The following is a 14,579-nucleotide window of genomic DNA, read 5'->3' as shown; positions in this document are numbered from 1 at the left end:
CGTCCGGCCGCCGCTTCGGCGAGGAGCGTCACGACCTCCTCGTCCGGGGTCTGCGAGAAGTCCCGGTACCACTCTCCGACCGCGCGGAAAGCGGGCGGTGACGACAGGCACACCACCTCGTCCGCCGCCCCGCGCAGCCGGACCACCGCCTCCGGCGGCGCCACGGGAACGGCCAGGACCACCCGTGCCGCGCCCGAGGCGCGGGCGATCTCGCAGGCGGCCGCGGCGGTGGCGCCCGTGGCGATCCCGTCGTCGACCACGACCACGGTCCGGCCGCGGAGCGGCACGCGCGCCCGCCCCTCCCGGAACCGGTGCGCCCGCCGTTCCAGCTCGGCCCGCTCCTCGCGTTCGACCTCCGCCAGCTCCCGTTCGGGGGCCCGGCTCAGGCGGGCGACCTCCTCGTTGAGGACGCGTACGCCGCCCTCGCCGATGGCGCCGAAGGCCAGCTCCCGGTGGTGCGGCACGCCGAGCTTGCGGACCACGATCACGTCGAGGGCGGCGTCCAGCGCCCTGGCCACCTCGAAGGCCACGGGCACCCCGCCGCGCGGCAGCCCCAGTACGACGGGGTCCTCGTCCCGCAGGGGGCGCAGCGCGTCCGCGAGGCGCCGGCCCGCGTCCGTACGGTCGGTGAAGATCACAGCGGCTCACCCCGTTCCGGGCGTCCCCTTCGAACGAACCCCATCCGCGGCCCCGCCGCAACCGGAGCCGGAGCCTTGGCCGGACCGGGGACCGGGGAGGGGACCGGTGGGGCGTGGGGGCATCGCGCGCACTCGGCCCGGATGATCACGTCGGATAGGTTGGGCGGGACCTCGCCCGGCCGCCCGGTGACCGGTCGTCACCCGCGGCGCCGGCGTCCGGACCGGCGACGAAGGAGCCACCGCCCGTGATCGTGATAGCGCAGCTCAGTGATGTCCACCTCGACGGAGGGCCCCGGGCCGCCGAGCGCACCCGCGCCGTGCTGGAGTACCTGGACGGCCTCCCGTACGACCTCGCCGCGGTCCTGGTCAGCGGGGACATCGCCGACCACGGGACCCCCGGCGAGTACGAGGAGGCCCGCAAGCTGCTCACCTCGCGGCACCCGCTGGTGATCTGCCCCGGCAACCACGACGAGCGCGTCGCCTTCCGGCGGGGCCTGCTGGGGGAGGAGGAGCCCTCCGCCGCCCCGGTCGACCAGGTGCTGCGGGGTGAGGGCTTCGTGCTGGCGGTGTGCGACTCCTCGGTTCCGGGGGAGGACCACGGGTACCTGGAGGACTCCACCCTGGAGTGGCTCGACGGCGTCCTCGGCGGGACCCCGCCCGAGGTGCCCGTCCTCGTCGCCTTCCACCACCCGCCGGTCGAGCTGCACACCCCGTACGTGGACGGGATCCGGCAGTTCGGCGAGGAGCGCCTGGAGGCGCTGGCCCGGCGCCACCCCCACCTGCGCGCCTTCCTGTGCGGGCACGCCCACACGGCGGCGGCGACCACCTTCGCGGGCCGCCCGCTGCTGGTGGCGCCCGGGGTGGTGTCCACCCTGCGGCTGCCCTGGGAGACGCAGACCGGACCCGGCCACCACGTCCACCTCGACGAGCCGCCGGCCGTGGCCTTCCACGTCCTGGGCGAGGACGGGCGGCTGACCACCCACTACCGGGTGGTCGTCGCCCGGCGGTAGCTGCTGCCGTCGCGGGTGCGGGTGAGCCGGCCCGAGGTGATCAGGTAGCGGCGCAGCGCGGAGCAGTCCTCGTGCACGGTCCGCAGCGCGTCGTTGACCTCGGGCTCCGAGTACTCCCGGTCCGCGGCGAACAGGGTCTGGCTCAGGTGCTCCAGCAGCTGTTCGCGCCGGGCGACCTTGCGCGGGATGGCGATCAGGCGCCCTCCGGAGAAGAGGTCCGAGACCCCGCGGGGCTCGCGCCGCTCCGCGGATTCCCGCTGTTCGGCGCTGTGTCGAGCGGTGTTGTGTTGGGCCGTGCCGTGCTGATCGGCGCTGTGCTGATGGGTGATCTGTGACATGTCCCGAGCTTCGCCCGCACCCGCGGGCCCGTGCAACGCGTTTTCCCCGTTCCCCGGGACGGCCCGGGGAACGGGGAGAACGCGGAGCCGGAGCCGTCAGGAGGTGACGGTGATCTGCTGGGACGGGTCGGTGGTGTCGGTGACCTTGTAGACGGCGTTGAAGGTGGACGTGGTCGCGCTCGTCGGGCAGCCGAAGCCGCCGGTGACGGTCACCGGGACGGTGGCGTTGGTGAAGGTCAGGCTCGACGGGGCGCCGTTCGTCCAGGTGCCCGGGGCGCTGGCGGCCCCGCCGGGCGCGGCGGTGACGGTGCAGGAGGCCAGGCCCGAGGTCTGCACCACGAGCCCGCCGGACGGAACCGTCATGGTCGCCGTGATCGGGGAGCCGTTCTGCATGGACACCGCCCAGGACCCGCTGGTGGTCACCGTCGCGCTCACGCCCGGCATGCTGGTCGTACAGGAGCTGTAGGTCGGCGGGGAGATGGGCGAGGAGACCGGACCCGCCGGGTTCTGGTTGCCGGGGGCGGCCGGCACCGAGCCGGTGGAGACGGAGACCGTGCAGGTCACCGTGACCGAACCGGCCTTGAGGGTGGCCTTCCCGCTGAGGGTGGCCTTGAAGGCGTGCCCGGCCGGGGTGACGGTGGTCGACCCGGCCGCCGGTAACGGCGCGGCGGTGGCGGTGGCCGAGGCCGCCGTCAGTGCGGCCGCGGCGGCCATGCCGAGGGCGAGCGCGGTGCGCGTACGGCTCATGGCTGTGCTCCTTGGGGATCGGGGTGCGGAGTGGGGGAGTTCCCGGCGGGGGAGGGCCGGGCGGGGGCGGCGGAGCCCCCGGCGCGCGGGGCGGCGTACGGCTGCCAGGCGAACATCAGCCCGCCGCCGAGGATGCCGAACAGGGTGCCGATCAGGAACCCGCCGAGGTTCGACATGACCAGAGCGGCGGTGGCGACGAGCGTGGTGAGGATCCCGGCGAGGGTGCGCTGTGCGGGGGAGAACCAGCCGGTGAGACCGAGGACGATCATGACGACGCCCATCAGGACGGACGGGATGCCCGCCACCCCCTGCTGGAGCATGATCTTCAGCGGGGCCAGCGGCAGCACGCTGATCCACACCCCGGCCAGGACGGCGAAGAGCCCGCCCCAGAAGGGCCGGCCGCGCCGCCACCGCCGCCAGCGGCTCAGAAGCATTCCTTCTTGCCCTTGCTGATGCCCATGTTCAGCCCGGAGAGCTTGAAGGTGCCGGCGTTGGTCGCCCACGCCGTCTGCTGGAGACTGCTGATGCTGACCTTGTCGGCCTGCTGCGCGAACAGGTCCTGCATGCCCTGTGCCTCGGCCGGTCCCTTGTCGAGGGTGGAGGCGTCCCGTCCGATCTCGATGTTCGTGAACTCGGCGTCGCCGGCGAGCTGGGTGGCGTCCACGAACAGGTTGGAGGCCTCGACGGGGGCCTTCTTGCCCGCCGTCAGGTTGAGGGAGATGTCCCCGATGACCGGGAGGGTGGTGACCACCGACTGGCAGAGGTCGTACAGCTTGGCCTCCTTGATGGCGGTGACCGCCACCGGGATCAGCTCCTGGCGGGCGTTGACGTCGACGCTGCCGTACTGGGCGAACCCCTCGCCCTCCAGGCTCTTCGCCGAGACCTTGAACTGCTGGCCCGACACCGCGAAGGAGGCGGCGAGCGCACCCTGCGCGAGGGCGATGCCGAGGCCCGCGGTGACCGCGACGGCGGGGGCGGTCAGGAGCACGAACCTGCGCCAGCGGACCCGGCCGCCGTCTCTGACGAGCTCTTCGCCGGGCGGCTCGGCCCCGGGAGGGGAGCCGGGCCCGGATTCGGATAAGTTCGGTGAATCTGCCATGAGATGGTCCTTATCTCGGCTGTGCACCTTTGTTACCGACGAGTTGAATGTAAGAGTGCCAATGGTGGTTGGCAAGGTTGTGCGAGAGCGCCCTTTGAGCCGACTCCTACTGCTCCGTACGCAGCAGTTCGGCGACCTCCGCCTCCACCCGGCGGCCCATCGCGCGGGCGAACTCCGTGGCCACCACCTCACCGGCCACCGGCCGCAGTGCCGCCACCGCCTCCCGGACATGATCCAGCTGGCTGGCCGAAAGTGGCCCCAGCCCCTCCACGCCGATCACATGCCGCCGGAAAAGACCCACGAACCGGTCCGCCAGCGCCGCCGCCTGGACCTGTACGAAGTCCCCCGCGTCCAGGATCTCCCCGAGCGGCACCCCCTGCCGCACCAGTGCCACCGTCGCCTCCAGCAGCCGCCGGCTCGGATACGTGACCCGCTCCCCGTCCAGGCGTACGTAGCCCAGCTCGGCCGCCCGCCGGGTGTGCTCGGCCGTCGCCCCCGGGCCGAACAGCTCGCGCAGCTCGGCCCGGGTCATGGTCACCGGCTCCTCCTGCACCCAGTCCCGGGTCATCTCCCGCTCCAGGCCCAGCAGTTGGGACAGTCCGCCGCCGTGTTCCCAGGCGGCCAGCAGCTCACCGATGCCGTTGACCGTGTACCCGCGCCCCAGCAGGTCGCTGATCAGCCGCAGCCGGGTCAGGTGGTCCTCGGAGTACCAGGCGATCCGGCCCTCGCGGCGCGGCGGCGGCAGCAGCCCGCGCTCCTGGTAGTAGCGCAGGTTGCGCACCCTGACCCCGGCCGCGCGGGCCACGTCCTCCCGGCGGTAGCGCCGCTCGCCGGCGGCGCCCTCGGCCTCGCCGCCGCCCGTCGCGCCCGCCGCGCCTTCCGCCCTGCCGTCCGTATGCGTCCCGGTGCTCCCCACGCGGCCGAGTGTAGGACCTACCGGCGGGTGTACCGGCAGGTCACATGGGGCGGGGCCGCGACTCGTGCTTGACCGCCCGCAGCACCACGAACTTCGGCTCGCTCGCGGTCACTTCACAGTTGCCGAAGAGCCGCTTCAGGTGCGTGTGGTAGCCCATGTGCCGGTTGGCGACCACCCACAGCTCCCCGCCCGGCCGCAGCGCCTTGCGGGACTGCGCGAACATGCGCAGCGCCGTCGCGTCCGTCGTCGCCTGGTGGGAGTGGAAGGGCGGGTTGTTGAGGATCAGGTCCACCGAGGAGGGCGCCAGCATGGCCACCCCGTCGCCGACGAGGAACTCCGCCGTGCGCCGGCCCGGCCGGACGTTGGCCTCGTACGTGGCCCGCGCCGAGGCGACCGCCTGGTACGACTCGTCGGTGAAGACCACCTCGGCGTCCGGGTCGGCCACCTGCACGGCCGTGCCGACGACGCCGTTGCCGCAGCCCAGGTCCACGACCCGGGCGCCGGAGGTGTTGGTCGGGATGCTCTGCAGGAAGAAGCGGGTGCCGACGTCCAGGCGGTCCGCGCAGAAGATCCCGGCGTGGTTGACCGTGGTCAGCCCGGCCCCCGAGCCGCCGTCCTGGTCGACCGTGTACGTCACCGGCCACGGCGAGGCGCCGGCGGCGGCGAGCAGCGCGGGGTCGGGGGTGCAGAAGATCAGCCGGGCCTTCTTCTCGGCCAGCGAGGTGCGGGTCGGGCCGAGGACCTTCTCGAAGAGGTTCAGCGTGGAGGTGTGGATCTCCTTGACCATGCCGGTGCCCACGACCACGGTGCCCCCGTGAACGTGCGGGGCGAGCCGGTGCAGCTGGTCCTCCAGCAGCGCCAGGCTCTTGGGCACCCGGACGATCAGCACGTCGATCCGCGCGGGCGGCGCGTCCAGCGTGGTCAGCAGGGTCACCGTGGACTTGGAGGTGCCGATGCCGGCCCGGTCCAGGTTCGCCTCGGTCGCGGCTCGGGCCAGCGAGGAGTCGGTGATCTGCGTGGGGCGGTACGCGGCCAGGGCCGTGGTCAGCACCCCCCAGCGGTCGCCGACGACCGTGATCTGCCCGGCGCCGGCCAGGTCCACCGGGCCGCGCTCGCCGGTACCGGCGTCGAGGTGGCGCAGCAGGTACTCGTCGGCGGCGTCCCAGGCGCGGAGCCGGTCGCGGGGGTCGGCGGGGAAGCGGGTGAGTTCGTAGGAGCCGAAAGGCGTGGTCAGGCGGTTCATATTGGCACCCAGGCTAGCCGAGACGGCCCCGGACCCGTGCCCGGCCGCACCCGACGTCCTGACATTCCACGCAAAGGAGCGGTGCCGGTCCGCCCCCGCGCCACTAAGTTGTGCGGCATGAGCAATCTCGATCGCCAGCCCGCTCTCTCCGCCTGCGGCGGCCGCGGCTTCGTCGTGGCCGAGCCGGTTCGCGAGCTCCTCAGCCCGCGCACGGTCAAGCTGGGGGAGTCCACCGAGGTCCGCCGACTCCTGCCGAACCTGGGACGCCGCATGGTGGGCGCCTGGTGCTTCGTCGACCACTACGGCCCGGACGACATCGCCGACGAACCCGGCATGCAGGTCGCCCCGCACCCGCACGCGGGCCTCCAGACGGTGAGCTGGCTGCACCAGGGCGAGGTGCTGCACCGCGACAGCACGGGCGGCCTCGCCACGGTCCGCCCGCGCGAGCTGGGCCTGATGACCTCCGGCCGGGGCATCAGCCACTCCGAGGAGAGCCCCCGCCCGCACGCCCGCTTCCTGCACGGCGCCCAGCTGTGGGTGGCGCTCCCCGACGCCCACCGCGACGTCGCCCCGCACTTCCAGTACCACGCGGACCTCCCGCGGGTCACTGCCCCCGGCCTGGACGCGACGGTCATCCTCGGCACGCTGGACACCGCGACCTCCCCGGGCACCGCGTACACCCCCATCGTCGGCGCGGACCTCGCCCTGGCCGCCGGTACCGAGACCCGCCTCCCGCTGGACCCGGACTTCGAGTACGCGGTCCTCTCCATGTCCGGCGAGGCCCACGTCGACGGCGTCCCGGTCCTCCCCGGCTCGATGCTCTACCTGGGCTGCGGCCGCACCGAACTCCCCCTCCGCGCGACCTCGGACGCGGGCCTGATGCTGCTGGGCGGCGAGCCGTTCGAGGAGGAGATCGTGATGTTCTGGAACTGGATCGGACGGTCGCACGATGATATCGCGCAGGCTCGCGAAGACTGGATGAACGGGACGCGATTCGGTGAGGTGAAGGGCTACGACGGCCCTCCGATCCCGGCCCCGGAACTGCCCCCGACGTACCTGAAGCCCCGGGGAAGGGTGCGCTGAGCCGCCGTGTCGTGGGCGTCGGGGACGGGTGTGCCGGCCGTACCCCGTCGGCCGCGACACGCGGGCGGCCGGGACGATCACTCGAATGAGTGATCGTGTGCGTGGTGGGTGCTCGCTACCGTCGTAAGGGGGCGGTGCGAGGGGCGTGCCGCGCAGGGGAGAGGCTGGGTGGGGCAAGTGGTCGAGGTCGCCGACGGGGGCTTATACCCGAAGCGGGACCGGCGGTTGCCGGTCAGCACGGTCGACACCGTGCCGGCGCGGCCGGACGAACTGCACGGCATCACCGCCGAGTGGGCCGACACCCACGGAGTGATCGCGTGAGCGGCACGGCCGGCCCCGCGAGCACCCCGTACGACACGAGCCGTTTCACGGCGCTGTCGCTACGGCTGACCGGATTCGACGCGGCGGAGCTGGAAGCCACCGGACTCGCCGCGACGTACCGCGCGGTGGCCGAGGAACAGCTCGGTCCGGCACGGTACGAGCGGCTGCTGAGCGAAGCGTGGCATCCGGACGAAGGCGCGGACGAGGAGGTGTCGGCCGCCGCCCGGGCGGTGACGGTCCTCTGGTACACGGGCAGCTGGCCCGGCCCGCCCCCGTTCGTGGTGTCACCGCGCGCCTATGCCGAGGGCCTCGTCTGGAAGGCGGCAGGAGTCGCGGCGCCGGGCACCACAGCCGCCGGTTACGGCAGTTGGGCGCAGCGGCCGCCGGCGGACGAGGGGGTCCGCCGGTGAGCCGGTACGACGTCATCGTCGTCGGAGCCGGGGTCGCGGGCTCCCTCGTCGCCCACCGGCTCGGCCTGCGGGGCCGCCGGGTCCTGGTCCTGGAGGCAGGGGCGGCCGACCCCGCCGACCCGCACGCCGCCTTCGTCACGGCCTCGGCCAAGGTGCCCGGGTCCCCCTACACGCCGCACCCGGCCGCGGCCTGGCCCGAGGTGACCGACCTCGCCGGGGCGGACGGAGCCCCCGGCTTCCGGGCGGCGGGCCACCTCCTGCAGGACGGGCCGCTGCCCTACGCCAGCGGCTACCTCCGCGTGAACGGCGGCACGGGCAACGTCTGGACGGGACTCGCGCCGCGCATGCTCCCGGAGGACTTCGACACGGAGTCCTTCGGCTACGGACGCAGCTGGCCGATCGGGTACGACGAGCTGGAGCCGTTCTACCGTGCGGCCGAGGAGGAGCTGGGCGTGGCGGCGGACGCCGACGAGCAGCGCGAACGCGTCGGCCTGCCACTGCCCGCCGGACACGTCTTCCCCATGGGAGCCATTCCGGCGAGCCACCTGGACCGGCACCTCGCGGCGGGTCTGGACGGGCGGCGGGTCAAGGATCCGGTGGCCCTGACCGAGGTGGAGCTGCGGGTGGTCGGCACTCCGCACGCCCGCAACGGCGTCCCCGATCCCCGCTACGACGGCGGCCGCGGCTACGTCCCCCGGGGACGGGGCGGCCGGCCCTCACCGGACAGCCGCTGCGCGGGCCACGCGAGCTGCATCCCGCACTGTCCGTCCCACGCGAAGTACACCCCCCTCAAGACGCAGGGACGGTGGAGCACTTCCGTGGAGCTCCGGGCCCGGTCCGTGGTGTCCCGGGTACTCGTGGACGGAACCGGCAGGGCCACCGGCGTGGAGTACCGCTCGTACGACGGCACGGTGTCCGCCGCCCGCGCCGACGTGGTCGTGCTCGCCGCGCACGCGGTCGAGAACGCCCGGCTGCTGCTCCTGTCAGAACTGGCCGCGCGCAGCGGCCAGGTGGGCCGGAACCTCATGGACCACCCGGTGCTGCTCACCTGGGGCCTGATGCCGGAGGCCGTCGGCGCGTACCGCGGGCCCGGATCCACCTCCGGCTTCGAGGGCTTCCGCAGCGGCCCGGCGCGGCGTACCCGCGCACCGTTCCGGATCGAGATCGGGAACTGGGGCTGGGTCTGGGCCGGCGGACCCGTCGACGCGGACGTGGCGGAACTCGTGACGCGGCAGCGGCTGTTCGGGACCGGGCTGCGGAGGGCGGTCGCGGACCGGATCCCCCGGCAGTTCACCTTGCAGTTCGAGATGGAGCAGGGTGCCGACCCGGCCAACCGGGTCACCCTGCACCCCACGGAGCGGGACGCGCTGGGCCTGCCCCGGCCGTTGGTCACGTACGACCTCGACGACCACGTCAAGGCCGGGATGGCCGCGGCCCGGGCGGTCTCCGAACAGATCTTCACCCTGATCGGAGCGGAGGACCACACCGACTACGGTCCGGCATCGGCCTGGCCGGGCCGTTTCGAGTACGGCGGCCGCACCTACGGCTACCGCGGCGCCGGCCACGCCGCCGGCACGCACGTCATGGGCGAGGCCCCGGGCACCTCGGTGGTCGACGCCCGGCAGCGCTGCTGGGACCACCCCGGCCTGTACGCCGTCGGCTGCGGCAGCATGCCCTCGGTCGCCACCTCCAACCCGACCCTGACCATGGCCGCCCTCGCCCTGCGCAGTGCCGAGGCCATCGAGTCCGACCTCGTCGCCCGCGACCGGCCCGTCACCGTCACCCCGACCACCCCAGGAGCCACGCCATGACCGCGATACCCCTCCCGCCGGTGCCCGAGCCGTTCCGGCTCCCCTTCCACTACGGGGCGCTGCACCAGCTCGGCATCGACTGGCTGGTGGACCCCGGCCCCGTGCGCGACCTGCTCGCCAAACACCATCCCGGCCTCTCCGCAGCCGAGTTCGACGACGGCCGGGCCCTGGTCTCCCTCAACTACCAGCTGTACTTCGCGCAGTACCCCTTCGGCGGAGGCGTCACCCAGGAGATCGAGTTCAACGTCATCGCCCACCCGACCGCCGACGCCGGCCGCCTCCCCGACCTCAGCTACGCCCAGTACGCCCAGGGCTGGGACCAGACCAAGCTGCTCGGCATCGCCCGCATCCACGTCGTCTGCGACAACCCGTTCGCCATCCGGGCGGGCCGCGAGCTGTACGCGGAGCCGAAGTTCCCGGGCTCCTTCGAGGTCGGCCTGCCCTCCCTCAACGGTCCGGCGGGCGACACCTGGACCGTACGCTGCAACGCGGCCGCCCTCGGACCGGACGACACGCTCGACAAGGGCGGAGCACCGCTCCTCGACATCACGGCCGCGCTCGACGGCCTCAGGCCCGTCCCCGCCAACCTCGCCCCGGTCACCGGCTACGGCACCGACCCGGACGGCCGCCTGCTGGCCGGCCCCATGAACGTCTACCAGCCCTACCACTGGTACGACCTCACCCACCCCGGCCATGCCGAGCGGGCCCGCGTCACGGTGCACGCCCCGGACGGCGACCTCGGCAGGGACACCCACGCCCTGCTGTCGGACACCCCGGCCGCGGGCGCCTGGACCTGCCAGTCGGCGCCGGTCGCCGCGCACAACCGCCCCTACTACCTGCGGTAGCAGATCCGGGGTCGCTCAGGCGAGGGTGAGGGGGAGGGCGGTCAGGCCTCGGGTGAGGCGGGTGCGGCGCCAGGTGAGGGAGTCCGCGGGGACGGCCAGGCGGGTGTCCGGGAAGCGGGTCAGGAGGGTGCGGAGGGCGATCTCCGCCTCGGCGCGGGCCAGGGGTGCGCCCGGGCAGCGGTGGAGGCCGTGGCCGAAGGACAGGTGCGCGGCCGCGTCGCGGTCGAGGTCCAGGCGGTCAGGGCCGGGGAAGGCCGACGGGTCGCGGTTGGCGGCCCCGGGGGCGATGAGGACCGGGTGGCCGGCCGGGATGTCGTGCCCGCCGATGCTCAGATCCTGCGTGCTGTGGCGGAAGGTGGCCACGCTCACCGGGGAGTCGTGGCGGAGCAGTTCGTCGAGGGCCCCGGGGATCAGGTCAGGGTCCCGGCGCAGGCGGTCGAGCGCGTCCGGGTGCCGGAGCAGGGCCAGGACGGCGTTGCCGATGAAGTGGGTGGTGGTCTCGTGTCCCGCGACCAGGAGGAGGGCGGCCAGGGAGACGGCCTCGTCCCGGTCGAGGCCGCCCGCCTCGCAGTCGCGCAGGAAGGAGTGGAGCGGGCCGTCGCCGGCGGTGGCGCGGGCCGCGTCCACGAGTGCGGTGAGGCGGTCGCCGATGTGGTGCGAGGCCGCGTCGACGCGGGCGGTGTCCGTGGCGTCGAAGAGGTCGTGGGAGGAGTCGGCGAGGGCGGCCCGGTCGGCTTCCGGCACGCCCAGCAGTTCGCAGACGACGGTGACCGGGAGGGGGACGGCGAGGTCCGCGACCAGGTCGATCTCCGTGCCCGGCCGCCATGCGCGGGTGAGGTCGTCCACGACCCGGGTGATGAACGGGCGCAGTCCGCGGACGCGGCCGGTGGTGAACAGGGGGGTGGCCACCCGGCGGTGGCGGGTGTGGACGGGCGGGTCGCTCGACAGCATGTTGCGGGAGACGGCCGGGTGCAGGTCGCGGTCCGAGGGCCGGCCGGCGAAGAACCGGGCCGTGTCCTTGGAAAGGCGGGGGTCGGTGAACGCCTCGCGCGCCTCGGCGTGGCCGGTGATCAGGTAGGCGTGGTGGCCGCCGGAGCCGGTGGGGATCCGCTGGACGGGGCAGGTCCCGCGCAGCCGTTCGTAGGTGGGGTAGGGGTCGGTGAAGAACCGCGGGTCGCGCAGGGGGTCCTGCCGGGGGCCGGTCACGAGGCCGCGCCCGCGTGCTCGGCCGCCGGGCGGCGCGCGTGGGCGGCCGCCACGAGCAGCAGCCAGGCGGTCTCCGCCGGGAGGTCGCCCTTGCGGGAGCGGGTGCCGGCCGCGGGAGGGGCCTCCTCGCCGCCGAGGGGGAGTCCGCTGCGCTTCGCTTCGACGGCAGCGGCGACGACCGCGGCCTCCACCTCGGCGTCGCCCCCGGGGGTGCCGGCCGTGCCGCGGCGGGCGGCCTCGGCGGCCGCGGCTTCCTGTACCGGCACCTGCCGGTAGCGGCGCAGGGCCAGCACGCAGTCGTTGATCTCGATGACCCGGCGGTGCAGGTGGAAGCCGAGGTCCTGGGAGTCGGCCCCCGTGCCGCCGGGGTCGAGGACCACCTCGGGAACCGCCGAGGTGACCTCCCGCCACAGCGGTTCCAGCGCGTCGAACGAGTTCCGTTCCCAGCGGCGGCGGCGCAGCCGGCTGAGCGGCCACAGCAGGGCGGGGAGGGCGAGCCCGGCGGTGATGAGGAGCACGGAGACGGCGGGCGCGGTCACGCTGAACGCGCAGCGCAAGGGGGTCAGCGGCGTGGAGCAGCGGGCGTGGTCGGGTACGAGTCCCGGGCCGAGGCCGATGGAGACCAGGGCGAAGAGTTTGTACGCGGCGTAGACGAGGGCGAAACCGCAGCCGACGGAGGTGGTGCGCAGGCCCCACCGCTGGCTGCGGCGGGCCGAGCGCCCGGACTGGGCCCAGGTCTGGAGGAGGAAGTCCTTGGCCGTGTACCCGAGGTAGGAGATGTAGACGAGCACGTAGCACGCGTACAGCGCAGGGCTCCGGCCGGTGAACTGCTCGGCGGCGAAGAAGGCGGTCATGGCGGCGACGCAGGCGCCGAGGGTGAGGACGCGCAGCCGGATCTGCCGGCGGGCGCGCTCGCGCTCCAGGTTGAGCTGGAAGAGGAAGGCGAGGACCGAGGTGGCCGCCGTGAGGGTGAACAGCGCGTCCCAGCTCTCGGCGCCGCTGGCGGGCCGGCTCGGCGGGCTTTCGCGTCCCCGGTACATGAGTCGTCGGATCACGCTGGCCATCACCTCGGCCTCGCGTTCGTCCTCGCTCGTGTAGCTGGTGCGGCCGGACATGCGCCGGACGAGCGTGGGGTCGAACCCGATCGCGCGCAGGGTGTCCTGGTCCAGTTCGAGGCTGCCGGGGTGGTCGCAGAGGATGTGGCTGATCTCGTGGGCGAGGATCTGGTTCTGGTGGAGGGGGGAGGTGGCCTCCTCGTGGAACAGCAGGTCGGCGTCCGGGGTCTCCAGGCGGATCCCGCACGGGGCGTCCACGGCGCCCAGGGTGCTCAGCGGGCGCAGGATGACGGGGCGTCCGCGCAGTTCGGCCACGGCGTCGCGGAGGTCGCGGGTGCTGAAGCGGTGCGGGAGCCCGAGGGCCTCGGCGCGCGCCTCGCACCTGGCGCGGAGCTGCTCAAGGTCCATGTCCTCACTCTGGTGACGCCGGTCGGGGGTGGTCGGCGGGGCGGACCTCTCCAGGGGAGCCCGGAACGCGACCCCATGCTGACATGTTCGCGGCTCCGCTTCGAGGGCGGGGCCGGGAAACGCCGGGCGCCCCCTGGCGAAGAGCGGCCACAGGAGGGTGTGTTGGGGCGGGCGCGGTCCGGCCGCGGCCCGTGCGCGGGTCAGTCGTCCAGGTGGAGGCCCTGTTCGGGGTCGTCGGTGGTGAGCCCTTCGAGCTTGCGGGCCTGTTCGATCACGGTGGACAGCATCTTCAGGCTGTCGACGCTCAGGCCGTTGGCGCGCAGGGCCACCTTGCGGACGTCCTGGTCGCGCATGGCGGCGAGGAGGCCGATCTCCGCCTTGGTGCGTTCGGCGGCCGCGCTGTCGACGAAGTAGCCCGCCGGCACGCCGAAGAAGTCGGCCAGGGCCTTGATGGTGTGCCGGGTCGGGTTCCGTTTGGCGCCGGTGCGCAGCTGCTGGATGGCGCTCGCCGTCACCCCGCGGCCCTCTCCGGTCGCGGCCCTGCGGATTCCCTCGGCGACCTCCGCGTAGGTGTAGGGCCCCCGGGAAGGGGGGTGCACCTCGCGGAAGAGGTGGTCCAGGAGCTGGGCGAAGCTGGGCGACTGGTCATCCTCCACGTACACGACCTCCTTGCGTGATGCCGGTCCTCTGCCCACCAGAGTGTTTCCCGGGGCCCAACTCGCGGGCCCTGGCGACACTTTGGTTGACGCCGGGCGGTTACTCTGGTGTACGTTACCAATGCTTCCCCACCACTGGAGTGTCGAGGGGCGGGAGAGGGGGCGGCGCGGGCCGGGTCCGGGTCGAGCTTCACGGGGGTGAGCTCGGCCGATGACCCGGCCCGCCCGTCGCCCAGGGCCCGGAGCGCGCTATGGTTGTGTACGAGGCCCCGCGTCATCCCCCGTGCGCGGGGCCTCATTTGGCGTCCGGTGAAGCCCGCCCGCGACGCCCGGACGACCGGCCGTGCGGCCGCTCAGACCTCGGGGAAACCCTCCGGAACGCCCAGTGTCGGCGCGATGGTGCGCCAGATCACCGCGCGGGCCGTCGCCAGGTCCACCCGCGGGTCGTCGAGCATCAGCCGGATCCCGAGACCGTCGCACAGGGCCAGCACCAGCGTGCTCAGCGCGGCCACGTCGCATTCGGCGAACTCCCCCGAGTCGATGCCCCGTTCCACGGCTCCGCCGACCCACGCGTGCAGCTGGTCGTACAGGTCGACCGCCAGGTGACGGGCCGCCGCGTCCCGCTGGGCGCGCACCCACAGCTCCTGCCACAGCTTCCAGTCCTGGCGCAGCTCCTCGTCCGTCGGCAGCATGCTCCGCAGGATCCGGGCCAGCGCGACCGGCGCCGGGACCGCGTCCGCGTCGTCCCCGGTGTCCTTGCCGGTCTGGGCGAACGAGTGCGTCATCGCCTCGG

15 protein-coding genes and 1 pseudogene are annotated in these 14,579 nt (G+C 73.8%); 5 read left to right on the top strand and 11 right to left on the bottom strand.

The features are described from left to right. Window positions 1-2 precede the first annotated feature (2 nt). Window positions 3-638: pseudogene (locus OG553_RS03005) on the bottom strand (phosphoribosyltransferase); the annotation flags it as partial. A 245-nt stretch (window positions 639-883) separates the two neighbouring features. Here OG553_RS03005 and OG553_RS03000 point away from each other — a divergent pair. After that, entirely contained in the window at window positions 884-1,648 is a 765-nt protein-coding gene (locus tag OG553_RS03000; RefSeq protein ID WP_405977448.1) for a metallophosphoesterase, read from the top strand. On the opposite strand, the gene OG553_RS02995 is transcribed toward OG553_RS03000, so the two are convergent. The 6 genes from OG553_RS02995 to OG553_RS02970 all read right to left on the bottom strand — a co-directional run bounded on the left by OG553_RS02995 (window position 1,621) and on the right by OG553_RS02970 (window position 5,982). After that, complete coding sequence (locus OG553_RS02995; RefSeq protein WP_405982934.1) at window positions 1,621-1,845, bottom strand: DUF2087 domain-containing protein; 225 nt, start codon at window positions 1,843-1,845, stop codon at window positions 1,621-1,623. The genes OG553_RS03000 and OG553_RS02995 overlap by 28 nt on opposite strands. Window positions 1,846-2,082: 237 nt before the next feature. Next, window positions 2,083-2,733 (bottom strand): hypothetical protein, encoded by a 651-nt coding sequence (locus tag OG553_RS02990; RefSeq protein WP_405977447.1) that lies wholly within the window; start codon window positions 2,731-2,733, stop codon window positions 2,083-2,085. Continuing rightward, the gene (locus OG553_RS02985) at window positions 2,730-3,167 is read right to left on the bottom strand and encodes a DUF6114 domain-containing protein (protein WP_405977446.1); all 438 of its coding nucleotides are present in this window, start codon (window positions 3,165-3,167) and stop codon (window positions 2,730-2,732) included. The genes OG553_RS02990 and OG553_RS02985 overlap by 4 nt, the downstream gene beginning before the upstream one ends. Continuing rightward, on the bottom strand, window positions 3,158-3,715 hold the full coding sequence (locus OG553_RS02980; RefSeq protein ID WP_405982933.1) for a DUF6230 family protein: 558 nt from the start codon (window positions 3,713-3,715) through the stop codon (window positions 3,158-3,160). Before OG553_RS02980 ends, OG553_RS02985 begins: the two co-directional genes overlap by 10 nt. 223 nt (window positions 3,716-3,938) lie before the next feature. After that, complete coding sequence (locus tag OG553_RS02975; protein ID WP_405977445.1) at window positions 3,939-4,748, bottom strand: MerR family transcriptional regulator; 810 nt, start codon at window positions 4,746-4,748, stop codon at window positions 3,939-3,941. A 40-nt stretch (window positions 4,749-4,788) separates the two neighbouring features. Next, window positions 4,789-5,982: a methyltransferase gene (locus OG553_RS02970; protein WP_405982932.1), complete on the bottom strand. Its 1,194-nt coding sequence runs from the start codon at window positions 5,980-5,982 to the stop codon at window positions 4,789-4,791. 126 nt (window positions 5,983-6,108) lie between these two features. Here OG553_RS02970 and OG553_RS02965 point away from each other — a divergent pair, with 126 nt between their 5' ends. The 4 genes from OG553_RS02965 to OG553_RS02950 all read left to right on the top strand — a co-directional run bounded on the left by OG553_RS02965 (window position 6,109) and on the right by OG553_RS02950 (window position 10,461). Beyond that, window positions 6,109-7,074 (top strand): pirin family protein, encoded by a 966-nt coding sequence (locus OG553_RS02965; protein ID WP_405977444.1) that lies wholly within the window; start codon window positions 6,109-6,111, stop codon window positions 7,072-7,074. Window positions 7,075-7,391: 317 nt separating this feature from the next. Continuing rightward, window positions 7,392-7,805 carry a hypothetical protein gene (locus tag OG553_RS02960; RefSeq protein WP_405977443.1) on the top strand — a complete coding sequence of 138 codons (414 nt, stop codon included), beginning with the start codon at window positions 7,392-7,394 and terminating at the stop codon, window positions 7,803-7,805. Next, a complete protein-coding gene (locus OG553_RS02955; protein WP_405977442.1) occupies window positions 7,802-9,616 on the top strand; it encodes a GMC family oxidoreductase in 1,815 nt (604 codons plus the stop codon). Before OG553_RS02960 ends, OG553_RS02955 begins: the two co-directional genes overlap by 4 nt. Beyond that, the gene (locus tag OG553_RS02950; RefSeq protein WP_405977441.1) at window positions 9,613-10,461 is read left to right on the top strand and encodes a hypothetical protein; all 849 of its coding nucleotides are present in this window, start codon (window positions 9,613-9,615) and stop codon (window positions 10,459-10,461) included. Before OG553_RS02955 ends, OG553_RS02950 begins: the two co-directional genes overlap by 4 nt. 15 nt (window positions 10,462-10,476) lie before the next feature. On the opposite strand, the gene OG553_RS02945 is transcribed toward OG553_RS02950, so the two are convergent. From OG553_RS02945 to OG553_RS02930, 4 genes are all read right to left on the bottom strand, one after another. Continuing rightward, window positions 10,477-11,667 carry a cytochrome P450 gene (locus OG553_RS02945; protein WP_405977440.1) on the bottom strand — a complete coding sequence of 397 codons (1,191 nt, stop codon included), beginning with the start codon at window positions 11,665-11,667 and terminating at the stop codon, window positions 10,477-10,479. Beyond that, a complete protein-coding gene (locus OG553_RS02940) occupies window positions 11,664-13,130 on the bottom strand; it encodes an MAB_1171c family putative transporter (RefSeq protein ID WP_405977439.1) in 1,467 nt (488 codons plus the stop codon). Before OG553_RS02940 ends, OG553_RS02945 begins: the two co-directional genes overlap by 4 nt. Window positions 13,131-13,330: 200 nt before the next feature. After that, complete coding sequence (locus tag OG553_RS02935) at window positions 13,331-13,786, bottom strand: helix-turn-helix domain-containing protein (RefSeq protein ID WP_405977438.1); 456 nt, start codon at window positions 13,784-13,786, stop codon at window positions 13,331-13,333. A 353-nt stretch (window positions 13,787-14,139) separates the two neighbouring features. Beyond that, window positions 14,140-14,571 (bottom strand): TetR family transcriptional regulator C-terminal domain-containing protein, encoded by a 432-nt coding sequence (locus OG553_RS02930; protein WP_405977437.1) that lies wholly within the window; start codon window positions 14,569-14,571, stop codon window positions 14,140-14,142. Window positions 14,572-14,579: the final 8 nt, after the last annotated feature.

Origin of the sequence: Streptomyces sp. NBC_00158 (assembly GCF_045160885.1) — a bacterium.
Classification (GTDB): domain Bacteria; phylum Actinomycetota; class Actinomycetes; order Streptomycetales; family Streptomycetaceae; genus Streptomyces.
Note: the sequence above shows the minus strand (reverse complement) of the source record. Positions and strands in the feature narration are given on the sequence as shown.